Annotated in this window: 9 protein-coding genes; 5 read left to right on the forward strand and 4 right to left on the reverse strand. The window is 73.9% G+C overall.

All coding sequences use genetic code 11. From position 1 onward, the window contains the following. Window positions 1–4: 4 nt before the first annotated feature. The 3 genes from AA0Z99_RS03080 to AA0Z99_RS03090 all read right to left on the reverse strand — a co-directional run bounded on the left by AA0Z99_RS03080 (window position 5) and on the right by AA0Z99_RS03090 (window position 2,591). Window positions 5–1,003, reverse strand: a complete 999-nt coding sequence (locus AA0Z99_RS03080) for a glycosyltransferase (RefSeq protein WP_413320742.1) — start codon at window positions 1,001–1,003, stop codon at window positions 5–7. An 85-nt stretch (window positions 1,004–1,088) separates the two neighbouring features. Then, window positions 1,089–1,556: an adenylyltransferase/cytidyltransferase family protein gene (locus tag AA0Z99_RS03085; RefSeq protein WP_413319347.1), complete on the reverse strand. Its 468-nt coding sequence runs from the start codon at window positions 1,554–1,556 to the stop codon at window positions 1,089–1,091. Window positions 1,557–1,646: 90 nt separating this feature from the next. After that, entirely contained in the window at window positions 1,647–2,591 is a 945-nt protein-coding gene (locus tag AA0Z99_RS03090) for a glycosyltransferase family 2 protein (protein WP_413319349.1), read from the reverse strand. Between the two features lie 210 nt (window positions 2,592–2,801). On the opposite strand from AA0Z99_RS03090, the gene AA0Z99_RS03095 reads away from it, so the two are divergent. The 3 genes from AA0Z99_RS03095 to AA0Z99_RS03105 are packed head-to-tail and all read left to right on the forward strand — an operon-like array spanning window position 2,802 to window position 5,087. Further along, complete coding sequence (locus AA0Z99_RS03095) at window positions 2,802–3,545, forward strand: CDP-alcohol phosphatidyltransferase family protein (RefSeq protein ID WP_413319350.1); 744 nt, start codon at window positions 2,802–2,804, stop codon at window positions 3,543–3,545. Then, the gene (locus AA0Z99_RS03100; RefSeq protein WP_413319352.1) at window positions 3,542–4,477 is read left to right on the forward strand and encodes a glycosyltransferase family 2 protein; all 936 of its coding nucleotides are present in this window, start codon (window positions 3,542–3,544) and stop codon (window positions 4,475–4,477) included. Before AA0Z99_RS03095 ends, AA0Z99_RS03100 begins: the two co-directional genes overlap by 4 nt. Window position 4,478: 1 nt before the next feature. Further along, window positions 4,479–5,087 carry a hypothetical protein gene (locus AA0Z99_RS03105; protein WP_413319354.1) on the forward strand — a complete coding sequence of 203 codons (609 nt, stop codon included), beginning with the start codon at window positions 4,479–4,481 and terminating at the stop codon, window positions 5,085–5,087. 16 nt (window positions 5,088–5,103) lie between these two features. Here AA0Z99_RS03105 and AA0Z99_RS03110 read toward each other — a convergent pair whose 3' ends face one another. After that, the gene (locus tag AA0Z99_RS03110; RefSeq protein ID WP_413319356.1) at window positions 5,104–6,180 is read right to left on the reverse strand and encodes a glycosyltransferase; all 1,077 of its coding nucleotides are present in this window, start codon (window positions 6,178–6,180) and stop codon (window positions 5,104–5,106) included. Between the two features lie 60 nt (window positions 6,181–6,240). Here AA0Z99_RS03110 and AA0Z99_RS03115 point away from each other — a divergent pair, with 60 nt between their 5' ends. Both AA0Z99_RS03115 and AA0Z99_RS03120 read left to right on the forward strand, forming a co-directional pair. Further along, on the forward strand, window positions 6,241–7,062 hold the full coding sequence (locus AA0Z99_RS03115) for a hypothetical protein (protein ID WP_413319358.1): 822 nt from the start codon (window positions 6,241–6,243) through the stop codon (window positions 7,060–7,062). A gap of 14 nt (window positions 7,063–7,076) precedes the next feature. Further along, complete coding sequence (locus AA0Z99_RS03120) at window positions 7,077–11,771, forward strand: PKD domain-containing protein (RefSeq protein ID WP_413319360.1); 4,695 nt, start codon at window positions 7,077–7,079, stop codon at window positions 11,769–11,771. Window positions 11,772–11,800 lie beyond the last annotated feature (29 nt).

The following is an 11,800-nucleotide window of genomic DNA, read 5'->3' on the forward strand; positions in this document are numbered from 1 at the left end:
GTCGTCAGCGCGAGGGCCGCCGGCGCGCGACCGCGCGGTGGAAGGCCGACAGGTGCGCGGGTCCGGCGAGGTGCCACGCTCGTCGGGCGAGGTCGGGCGGGCGCGCCGGCGGCGCCATCGAGGAGGCCGCGAAGGCCCGCAGGTCCTCGGCGTCGAGCGAGCCGTCGAACATGGTGACCCAGCCCTCGCCGACCTCGGCGGCGAGCGCCTCGTTCACCCTCGTGCGAGGCACGAGCACGGGGCGCTCGAGCGAGAGCGCCGCGAGCACGCTGCCGGAGTTGTGCATGAAGCGGTAGGGGAGCACGACACCGATCGCGCTCCGGATGGCGACGGCGAAGTCATCCTCCGACAGGTGACGGAGGTCGACCGCGACGCGCTCGTCGGCCGCGGCGCGCCCGCGGACCTCGCGCTCGATGTCGGCGCTCGTCGGGCGACCCGCGATCCGCAGGCGGAGCTCGGGAGCCGCGTGCGCGGTCGCGGCGAACGCCTCGAGCAGGTGCTCGACCCCCTTGTAGCGCCGCACGAGGCCGACGAACGCCAGCGTCCAGGGCTCGGCGGTGCGCTCGGGTGAGCGCGAGAACCAGTCGCGGTAGTCGCCGTGCAGCACGAGCGTGCTGGCAGCGTCGCTCGGCAGCTCGGTCTGCTCGTTCAGCACGATGCGGTGGTCGGCGCGTCGCTCGATCCACTCGAGCCAGCGACGCTCCCAGCGGCCGACGTCGCTCGGCAGCTCGACGTTGTGCACGGTGCGCACGACCGCGACGGGGGAGATCGCCAGCCGAGCGGCGAGCGCAGCGGCGAACGCGCGGCGGGCGAGCGCCTTCGCGCGCGTCGAGCCTCCGAGCATCGTCTCGGGCCAGTGGAGCTGCAGCACGTCGTAGCTGCCGAAGAGCGCCGTGCGGCGATCGAAGCGCAGGTGCTCGACGCCCGCGGTCTCCGCGAGCGCGGCGTCGAGCATGTGGATGTAGGGGTTGGAGGTGGGGCGCGGCGTCGGGAAGGACTGCATCACGCGCAGCTCCCGTCGCGCGGCGCCACCTCTGGCGCTCCTCCGGGTGTGCATCATCGGCCTGTCTGCGCTGCTCGGATCGCGGCTAGCCGACGACGGCCGTCAGCGTCGACCGCCGCACCGCATCCGCCATCTCGTCGAGCTGCGCGAGCGCCCTGCGCAGCGCGGTGCTCGAGGTGTGCGCGGTGTACGGGAAGTAGACGACCTCGACGCCGACGGCGCCGAGCTCGCGCTCGAGGCGCAGGCCCTTCTCGGTGCCGCGCCAGTCGTCGCCCTTGAAGAAGTGCGTGAAGCCGACCTCGCGCCAGGTGTCGAGCTTGTCGGGCACGGTCTCGACGTGCACGCGATCGACCCACTTGATCGAGTTCACGATCTCGACGCGCTCGAGCGTCGGGATCATCGGCTCGATGCCCTTGACCTGGCGGAGCATCTCGTCGCTCACCACGCCGGCGACCAGCTCGTCGCAGCGCTCGCTCGCGTGGCGCAGCAGGTTGAGGTGCCCGACGTGGAACAGGTCGAACGCGCCCGCGGCGTAGCCGATGCGTCTGGACACATGCCCTCCCCGGCGACGTGGCGCAACCCCGCGTTGCGCAACACTGTTACGGGACAGCGTAGGGCCTCCGGCCGCAGAATGCGAACAGCGTTACGAGTTCTTCTTCCGCGGGTCGCGAGCGTACTCGGGGGTGATGTGCCCGACCGCCCCCAGCACGCGGCCGCGCGCGAACCACGCTCGACGGCGGTAGACCGCGCTCGCGGGCACGTCGCCTCGCGCGATCGCCAACCGCTCGGCCGCCACGAACAGCGGCAGTCGCACGAGCCCGCCGGCGAGGTGCAGGCCGCGCTTGGCGACCTGGAGCACGGGGTTCGGATCCCGCACCAGCAGCCGCACGCGCGTCTGGCCCTGGGAGATGGCACGACGCCGCACGAACTCGCGGCTGGCGCGGTCGAGCGGGATGTCGGAGCGGGCGACGGAGTCGGCCGAGGCGACGATGCTGCCGCCGCGCGCGAGGATGTCGCGGCCGAGCTGCAGATCCTCGCCGCCCGCGAGGCCGAGCGAGAGGTCGAAGCCGATGCCGAGCGCCCGCACCGCGGCGACGTCGAGGAGCGCGCTCCCGGTGGAGAGCGCATCGAGCCGGGTGCCGGTCGGGAAGCGGGTCCGGCGCATGAAGCCGCCTGCCGCGACCCAGGGGTCGGCCTCTGCTGGCCAGACGTAGCGCACGAACCCCATCACGGCGGTCGGTCGGTGCGCTCGCCACGCCTCCAGGAGCCCCTCCAGCCAGTGCTCCTCCGGCAGGACGTCGTCGTCGATCATGACGAGCAGCTCGTCGTCGGCGGCAGCGTCGAGCGCAGCCTGGCGCACGGCGGCGATCCCGGGGATCGGCTGGTGCGCGTAGGGCGCGTCGAGCTCCGCGGCCACCGGCGCTGCGGATCGCTCGGGGTCGTTGTCGACGATCAGCAGCCGGCAGGGGGCATCGGCCGCGGCCATGTCGTCGCGGACGGCGGCGACGAGCGGCGGCAGGAGATCCGGTCGCCGATACGTCGGTATCGCGATCAGGACCTTCGGCGCCGAGCGCTCGTCGTCGGTCATCGTCGGCCTCCCTGGCATGCGGTGGATCGCCGATGCGCGATCGTGGTGGTGCGGCGCGGGAGGCGGTCGCATCGCTCGTCTCCCCGTGCGATCCTCGCGACTGCCGCGCACCACCGCCTCAGTCTGCCACCTTGCGCTGAGCCGTCGCCGTAGGCCTAGACTCATCGCCATGCGCGGCCGACGCGCGGCACGCAGCGCGGAGGTGAGCGGATGACCGAGAGCTTCGCCGCTGCGCATCGACGGCTCGCGACAGCGCAGAAGGGCCATGCCCGCGGCGCGCCCGGCTACTCGGTGTACGTCAACCGTCGGCTCGGCAGGATCCTCGCGGCGGCAGCGCACCGCTGGGGCTGGACGCCGAACCGGGTCACGGCCGTCAGCGCCCTCCACACCTTCCTCGCGATCGCGCTGCTGGTGCTGCTGCCCGCATCCTGGGCGACCGGGGTCGTGGTCGCGCTCCTGCTCGTCCTCGGCTACGCCTGGGATTCCGCCGACGGTCAGGTCGCGAGGCTGCGCGGAGGCGGCACGCTCTCCGGCGAGTGGCTCGACCACTTCGTCGACGCACTCAAGATCGCCTCGCTCCACCTGGCGGTCCTGGTCGCGCTCTGGCTGCACACGCCCGCGAGGGACACCGCGTGGCTGCTCGTGCCGCTCGGGTTCTCGATCGTGGGGGTCGTGACCTTCTTCGGGATGCTCCTCAACGATCTGCTGAAGGGGAAGGTGGGCGTCGCGTCGACCCATGCGCGAGGGCAGGGGACCCTTGGCCGCTCGATGCTGCTGCTGCCGACCGACTTCGGCGTGCTGTGCCTCGTCTTCGTGCTGTGGGGCTCGGGCACGGGCTTCCTGTGGGCCTACGCGGCGCTCGCGGTCGCCAACGCCGCGTTCCTCGCGCTCGCCGCAGTGAAGTGGTTCCGAGAGATCCGGGAGATCGATCGCAGCCGAGCGGCCGGGGCATGACAGGCTCGGGCGCCCTGCCGCCGTTCGCGGTCGTGATCGTCAGCTACGCCTCCAGCGCGCTGCTGCGGCACAATGCGTCGACGATGGCCCTGCCGCCGGGCGGGCGCGTGGTCGTCGTCGACTGCTTCACGGACGAGCGCGAGCGCGAGCGCGTGCGCGCGCTCGCCGGGGAGCGCGGCTGGGATGCGGTGCTGCTGGAGGAGAACGCCGGCTACGGCGGCGGCACCAATGCCGGAGCGCGACGCGCGATCGAGCTCGGGGCCGAGGTGATCGTGCCGCTGAACCCGGATGCGCGCGCCGAGGGCGCGGCGCTGGCTCGACTGGTCGCGGCCGTGGCCGCGGACCCCCAGCTGATCGCCTCGCCCACGATCGTCTCGAGCACGGGCGCCCCCTGGTTCTCCGGCGCTGATCTGTACCTCGCCGACGGGGTCTCGCGCGGGGCCCGCGCCCGCCAGCGCTTCGAGGGCGAGGCGCGCCGGGCATGGGCGACGGGCGCGTGCTTCGCGATCTCCACGGCGCTGTGGCTGCGCCTCGGCGGGTTCGACGAGGACTACTTCCTCTACTGGGAGGACATCGACCTCTCGCACCGCGCGCTCGACGCCGGCGCGCGACTGGCCGTCATCGACGCGACGATCGTCCACGACGAGGGCGGCACCCACGGCCAGCAGCGCACCGGGCGCGCGAAGTCCGAGCTGTACTACACCTACTCGATCCGCAACCGGCTGCTCTACGCCTCGAAGCACCTCGAGCCCGATGCCGCGCGGCACTGGCAGCGCTCTGCGCCCCGCGTCGCGCTCGGCGTCCTCCTCCAAGGCGGGCGGCGCCAGCTGGTCACCTCGTGGCGACCGTGGCGGGCCTTGCTGCGCGGCCTCCGGGAGGGCAATCGCGCGCTGCGGCAGCAGCGCGCACCGGCGCGGCGCGGCGAGGCGTGAGGTGGCCGGCATCCTGGTGGTCTGCATGGCCAACGTCTGCCGCTCGCCGCTCGCGGAGATCGCGCTGCTGCGCGGCTTCGACGGGGTCGAGGGGTTCGAGGGCCTGCGCGTGACGAGCGCGGGCGTCGGCGCGCGCGAGTCGCGGGGCATCTGCCGCGCGGTGGCGCAGCGCGTCGCGGGGACGGCGTGGGAGGCGCACGCCGACCAGCACCGGGCGCGCGCGCTCGAACCGTCGGCCGTGCGCGAGGCCGACCTCGTCCTCACCGCCTCGCGCGAGGTGCGCGCCGCGGTCGTGGCGGCCGTGCCGGAGCGACGTCGGCGCATCGTCACCCTGCGCGAGGCGGTCTGGCTGGGCACCGGCTTCGCCCGCGCCCCCGGCCTGCGCGGCTCGGCGGCGGTCGAGGCGTTCCAGCAGCACATCGACGGACTCCGGGGGATGCGGGCGGCGCCGACCGCGCAGCGCTCGCGATGGTTCTCGACGCCCGATGATCCGCTCGACATCGTCGACGGCCACACCATGGGGCGCCGCGCGCATGCCGCGACGCTGCAGGCCACCGAGCAGGCCGCCGCGTCGATCGCAGCGCTCGTCGTCGGCGCGGCCGGCGACTGAGCGGTCGGCGCCGCCGTCAGCGCAGCGCGGCACGCAGGCGCTCGGCCGCCAGCTCCCAGCCGTGGCGCTCCACCGTGCTCCGGCGCGCATCCTCCGAGGGCCGCACCTGCCACGTCGCGTCGATCGCCTGTGCCGCGGCAGCCGCATCCCGCGGCTCGACGAAGCTCGCGTAGCCGCCGACGGTCTCGCGGTAGACCGCGATGTCGCTGACGAGCAGCGGCGCACCGAAGCTCGCCGCCTCCATCGCGGGCATGCCGAAGCCCTCGTCGAGGCTCAGCGAGACCACGAGCGCGGCGCGCGCGTAGAGCCAGGCGAGCTCGGCGTCGGTCACGCCGTCGAGCAGCACGATCGAGCCGTCGTCGAGCGCTGCGCGAGCGGCCTCCGGCACGGCGGACGCACGGCCGGAGTGCGAGGCGCTGCCGACGACGTAGAGCGGGCTGGCGGGGGTGATGCGCGCGGCGCGAGCGGCGGCGAGCATGACGGTCTCCAGGTTCTTCCGCACGTTCAGCCGGCCGACCGTGATCGCGAAGCCGGCGCCCTCCGGCACCGCGGGAGGCCGCCGCGGCTCTGCGAGCAGGCCCGGCGGGAGCCACAGCCCGGTCACCGCGGCGGCGGGCAGCGACGGCGCGCACCGGGCGATGCGTGCCGCCTCGGTGCGCGTGGACGTCGCGATCGCCGCCGCGCGGCGCGCCCACGGCAGCATCGGGGAGAAGTAGGCGCGCTCCGCTGCCGAGAACCACTCCGGGTGCTCCTCGAACATCACGTCGTGCAGGAAGACGAGCGAGCGGCCGGAGGCCGGCGCGTAGTTGTGCACGAGCATGGCGTCGGCGTCGACGCGGCGGGCGAGCCTGGGCAGCTCCCAGCGGTTCGCGAGGGCGTGCGGCCAGAGCCGGGTGCGCACCAGCTGCGCGCCCTCCGGTGCGTCGGGCGCCTCGGCGCCGTGCCGCAGGGCCAGCACGAGCGCATCGCCCGGGAACCGTCGGCCCCAGGCCGCGATCAGCTCGCGCTGGACCGTGCGATTCGCGCCCGGCCCCGCGTGCCACCAGTAGGCGTCGAACAGGATCCGCATCGCCGCCCCTCGCTCGATCTCCACATCGTGCATCTTAGGTCTCGACAGATAACGCTGTTATCGCATACGCTGTCAGCAACGATCGTGAGCGACCCTCACCGACAGGTGGGCGTCGTGAGGGCCGATGCGGATGCGGTGCGATCGTGCATCACGGGAGTCTGGGGAGACGTGGGTGCAGTGCACGGGGAGTGGCCGACGAGCCACTCGCGCGACGGTCGGAGCGACCGTCGGCAGCGTCGGCTGCAGCAGCGTCATTCGCAGCAGCGTCCTGGGCCCTGGCGCGCGTCGCTCGCGCTCCTGCTCGGCACCGCGGTCATCGCCGCGGTGACGGCATGCGGCGGCGGGGCGAGCCCGGCGGCCACCTCGACCGCGACGCCGGCCGGGACACCGGCGGCGACACCATCGGCGTCCAGCCCCGCGACGGGAGCTCCCGCGCCGACGGCCACGACGATCCCCCCGCCCGCCGTCGACGAGGACGATCTCGGCACGCTCGGTCCGACCGAGGCGGCACCGCTCCCGACGAGCGAGGCGGCGCTCGACGAGCCGGTCGAGTTCGACAGCGGCGTCACCGTCGCGCTCGTCGGCGTCGAGACCGTCGAGGTGGAGGCGGAGACGCCCGGCGAGGTCTCCGGCACCGCCGTGCGCGTCACCGTGCGCGCGAGCAACGACGGTGCCGACGCGCATCCGATCGGCTCTGCCGTCGTCACCCTCGCCGCAGGCGACGAGGTGGGCATCGGCACCACGGCGGGATCGCCCTCGCCGCTCGAGGGCGACCTCGCTCCCGGAGCGAGCGCCACCGGCGTCTACGTCTTCATGCTCGATCCGGCGACCGACCGCGACATCGCGGTCAGCGTCAACTACGCAGCCGGCGAGCCGGTCGCGGTCTTCACCGGCACCACCTCCTGAGAATGGGAACCACCATGCACGCTCGACGCGCGCCACTGCGGGCAGCTCTGCTCGCCGCCGCGGCAACCCTCGCCACCGGCGCCCTGATCCTGTCGGGCCTGACGGCCGCGCCCGCCGCCCATGCGGCCGAGCTGCCCTCGCCGGCTCCCGTGCAGCAGCGCGACGACAGCGTCGTCACCGCCGATGCGCTGCCGACCGTGCAGATCGACTCCGGCTACGTCTGGGCGCAGACCGTGATCGGCACCACCGTGTACTCGGCCGGCAGCTTCAGCAACGCGCGCGCACCGCTCGCCGCGCCCGGCACCAGCCTGACGCCGCGGCAGAACATCCTGGCCTTCGACATCCGCACCGGCAGCCTCACGGCCTTCGCGCCGCAGGTCAACGGCGTCATCAGGGCGGTCGCAGCCTCGCCCGATGGCTCGAGGCTCTACATCGGCGGGTCGTTCACCAGCGTGAACGGCCAGGCCCGCTGGAACTTCGCGGCGCTCGACGCCACGACCGGCGCCCTGGTCCCGGGCTTCTCTCCGTCGATCGGCGGCACCGGCGTCTACGGCATCGCGGTGACGGCGGACAGCGTGCACGTCGGCGGGCTCTTCACGCAGGCGAACGGCACGGCGCGCAGGAACCTCGCTGCCTTCGCGACCGCGAACGGCGCGCTGCGCCCCTGGGCGCCGACCACCGACCTGCAGGTCGACGCGCTCGTCGTCGAGCCCGGCGGGGCGCGCATCGTCGCAGCCGGTCGCTTCTACCTCGTCAACAGCGTCGTCCAGCGCGGCCTCGTCGCGCTCGACCCGGCATCCGGGTCGATCGACACCGGCTGGCAGGCGCCACTCACGGTCGTCAACGGCTGGAACTCGGGCACGAGCGCCGGCAAGGCGGGCATCTTCACGCTCGCCACCGACGACTCCGGCATCTACGGCACCGGCTGGGTCTACGCGAACGCGACCGTCGGCAACCTCGAGGGCGTCTTCGCCGCCGAGGCGGGCTCCGGCGCGATCCGCTGGGTCGCCGACTGCCACGGCGACCACTACGGCGTGTACTCCACCGGCGAGACCGTCTACGCGACGAGCCACACGCACGCGTGCGACACGGTCGACCTCGCGCCGGAGCTGAGCCCGCGGCAGTACCGCTACGTCGAGGCCTTCACGGCCGATGCGCGCGGCACGCTCACGCGGAGCCCCACGACCGGCACGACCTACGCGAACTGGCAGGGCACGCCGTCGCCCTCCGCCTACACCTGGTACCCCGACTTCACCGTCGGCACCGCATCCGGGCTCGGGCAGGCAGGTCTCTCGATCACCGGCGCCGACGGGTTCATCGCGGTCGCGGGGGAGTTCACGAGCGTGAACAACCAGCGGCACCAGGGCATCGTCCGGTTCGCCGTGAACCCGCCGGGCGGCGCGAAGGACGGACCGCGCATCCCGGCCTCGGAGTGGGGCGCGCCGACCGCGGCCTCGGCGGTCGCCGGGCGCGTGCGGGTCTCGATCCCGACCAACTGGGATCGCGACGACCGCGACCTGACGTACCAGCTGCTGCGCGAGGGCACCGCCGCCCCCGTGGCCTCGGTGACGACCGCGTCGAACTGGTGGACCAGACCGCAGGTCTCGCTCAGCGAGACCGGTCTGACGCCCGGGGCGACGCACACCTATCGCGTGCGGGTCGTCGACGCCGACGGCAACGCGGTGACGAGCCAGCCAGCGAGCGTCACCGTCGCGAGCGGGGAAGCCTCGCCCTACGGCGACACCGTGCTCGACGACGGCGCGATGCTCTACTACCCGCTCGGCACCATCCGCACCGACTGGGCCGGGGGCGCAGACCCCCTCTTCGGCCTCGGCGTGACGAACCGCACCCCGGGTGCGGTGGCGGGGCCGACCGGCACGAGCGCATCGGCGTTCAACGCCACGACCTCCGGCCGGGTCTCCTCGGCGAGGTTCCCGGCACCAGCCGCGTTCTCCGTGGAGCTCTGGTTCCAGACCACGACGACCCGCGGCGGCAAGCTCATCGGCTTCGGCAGCTCCCAGACCGGCTCGTCGAGCAGCTACGACCGCCACGTCTACATGCAGAACAACGGCAGGCTGACCTTCGGCGTCTACCCGAACGAGACGAAGACCATCACCTCGAGCGCCGCGTACAACGACGGCCGCTGGCACCACATGGTGGCGACGCAGGGCAGCGACGGCATCGTGCTCTACGTCGACGGCGCCGAGGTCGCGCGTGACGCCTCCGTGACGTCGGCGCAGGCCTACCAGGGCTACTGGCGCATCGGCGGCGACAACCTCGGCTCGTGGCCGGGCTCGCCGACCTCGGCCTACTTCTCGGGCGCGCTCGACGAGGCAGCGGTCTACGGCACGGCGCTCAGCGGCGCCCAGGTCGCGGCGCACCACGCGGCGGGGCTCGGCTACACGGCGCCGGCGGCTGCGTTCAGCGCGACGACCACCGACCTCGGGGTCGCGCTGGACGCCTCCGGCACCACCCCGGCCTCAGGCGCCACCATCGCCTCGTACGCGTGGGACTTCGGCGACGGCACTCCCGCCGGCTCGGGGGTCACGACCTCGCACACCTACGCGACACCCGGCACGTACACGGTGACGCTGACGGCGACGGACAGCAGGGGCATCCGCGGCACCGCCACCCGGGAGGTCGCCGTGCTCGCGGCCAACCAGCAGCCGAGCGCCGCCTTCACGGCCGCCCCGGAGGGCCTCCGGGTGACGGTGGACGGCGCAGGCTCGAGCGATCCCGACGGCTCGATCGCCTCGCACGAGTGGCAGTGGGGCGACGGGTCGCAAGCCGGCTCCGGCACGACCGACTCCCACCGCTACGCGAGCCCCGGCACCTACACCGTCACGCTCACCGTGACCGACGACCGCGGGGCACGTTCCACGACCAGTCGCGATGTCACCGTGACGCATGCTGACCCGGTCGCCTCGTTCGCGGCGACCGCAGCGCAGCTGCGCGTGGCCGTCGACGCCTCGGCATCCACCGCGAGCGACGACGCGAGCCTCTCCTACGCCTGGAGCTGGGGCGACGGCACCCCCGCGGGCAGCGGCGTCTCGGCGACCCACGACTACGCCCAGGCAGGCACGTACACCGTCACCCTCACGCTCACCGACAGCATCGGCGCGAGCTCCACCACGACGCGCGAGGTGAGCGTCACGGAGACCTCCTTCGCCGCGCGCGACGACTTCGGGCGCTCGGTCGCCGACGGCTGGGGCTCAGCGGATGTCGGCGGCACCTGGGCGAGGATGCAGGGCTCGGTCACCGTCGCGTCCGTCGACGGCACGGGCGACCTGACCCTGCCCCCCGGGCAGAGCCGCGTCATGGCGATGCAGGGACTGTCGGTCGCGGACTCCGAGACCACGGTCACGGCCACGCTCGACCAGGCGCCATCGACCGGCGGCTCCTACATCGGCGCCTACGCTCGCGTCAACGGCAGCGACTCCTACGCCGTGCGCGCCTGGCTGCGCACCGACGGCCGGGTCTGGCTCGTCGCGCAGCGAGGGAGCACCGTCATCGCGACCCAGGCGCTGCCGCTGCAGTGGAGCGCCGGCGACGAGCTGCAGCTCAGGGTCCAGGTGACGGGCTCGTCGCCGACGACCATCCGGGCGATGATCTGGGAGGCCGGCGATGCTCAGCCCGCGAGCTGGCAGCTGACGACGACGGATGCGACCGCTGCCCTCCAGGCCGCCGGCAGCATCGGCCTGCACGCCGCCCGCGCGGCCTCGGCGTCCTCGACGGGTGTCTTCTCGTTCGACACCCTGCGGGTCACCGACCTCGGTGCGCCGGTGGACCCCGTCGACCCGGTCGATCCGGTCGATCCGGTCGATCCGGTCGACCCCGTCGCCGCGTTCGACGCGACAGCGAGCGGTCTCGAGGTCACGGTCGACGGGCGAGCCTCCGCGGATGCCGACGGCACCGTGGTCGGACACCGGTGGAGCTGGGGCGACGGCACCCCCGACGGCACGGGCGCGACCGCGACCCACGCCTACGCGGCGCCGGGCACCTACGCGGTGCGCCTCACCGTCACCGACGACGACGGGCGCACGGCGGTCGCCGAGCGCTCGGTGACCGTCGCGGAGCCCCCGCAGCCCGAGCATGCGATCGCCGACGACTTCGACCGCACCGTCACCGGAGGATGGGGCGTCGCGGACACCGGCGGGGCCTGGTCGATGCTCAGCGGCACGGCAGCGCCCGCCTCCGTCGCCGACGGCGCGGGTCGGCTGACGATCCCGGCGGGCTCCACCCGCAACCTCGCGCTCACGCAGACGCCGCTGCGAGACGTGCGCATCACGGCCGACCTGAGCCTCGATGCGGCGCCCGCGACCGGCTCCTCCTACCTGGGCGTGCTCGCGCGCGCCAGCGCATCCGACGACTACCGGGTTCGGGTGTGGATGCGCGACAACGGCACGCTCTGGCTCGTCGCGCAGCAGGGCTCGACCGTGCTGCAGAGCGTGCAGGTGCCCGGCCTGGTGCGCCAGGCGGGAGCCGTGCACACCCTGCAGGTGGAGGTGACGGGCGGCGCGACCACGACCATCTCGGCCAAGCTCTGGCCGGCCGGCACGACGCCGCCCGCCGCTTGGCAGCTGACGACCGTGGATGCGACGGGCCTGGCTGCGAGCGGTGCGGTGGGCGTGCACGTGAACCGTGCCGGCAGCGCCACCACCACCGGCGTCTTCACGGTCGACGGGCTCCGGGTCGACGACCTCGGGTGAGGCCGGATCGCCCCGTGCCGCCCCGGCTC

The organism is Agrococcus phoenicis (genome assembly GCF_047302415.1).
Taxonomy (GTDB): domain Bacteria; phylum Actinomycetota; class Actinomycetes; order Actinomycetales; family Microbacteriaceae; genus Agrococcus.

Excerpts from the sequence above, each read along its gene's own strand:
- AA0Z99_RS03080 (WP_413320742.1), bottom strand. The coding sequence starts at position 1,003 with ATGCAGTCCTTCCCGACGCCGCGCCCCACCTCCAACCCCTACATCCAC.
- AA0Z99_RS03090 (WP_413319349.1), bottom strand. The coding sequence starts at position 2,591 with ATGACCGACGACGAGCGCTCGGCGCCGAAGGTCCTGATCGCGATACCG.
- AA0Z99_RS03095 (WP_413319350.1), top strand. The coding sequence starts at position 2,802 with ATGACCGAGAGCTTCGCCGCTGCGCATCGACGGCTCGCGACAGCGCAG.
- AA0Z99_RS03100 (WP_413319352.1), top strand. The coding sequence starts at position 3,542 with ATGACAGGCTCGGGCGCCCTGCCGCCGTTCGCGGTCGTGATCGTCAGC.
- AA0Z99_RS03120 (WP_413319360.1), top strand. The coding sequence starts at position 7,077 with ATGCACGCTCGACGCGCGCCACTGCGGGCAGCTCTGCTCGCCGCCGCG.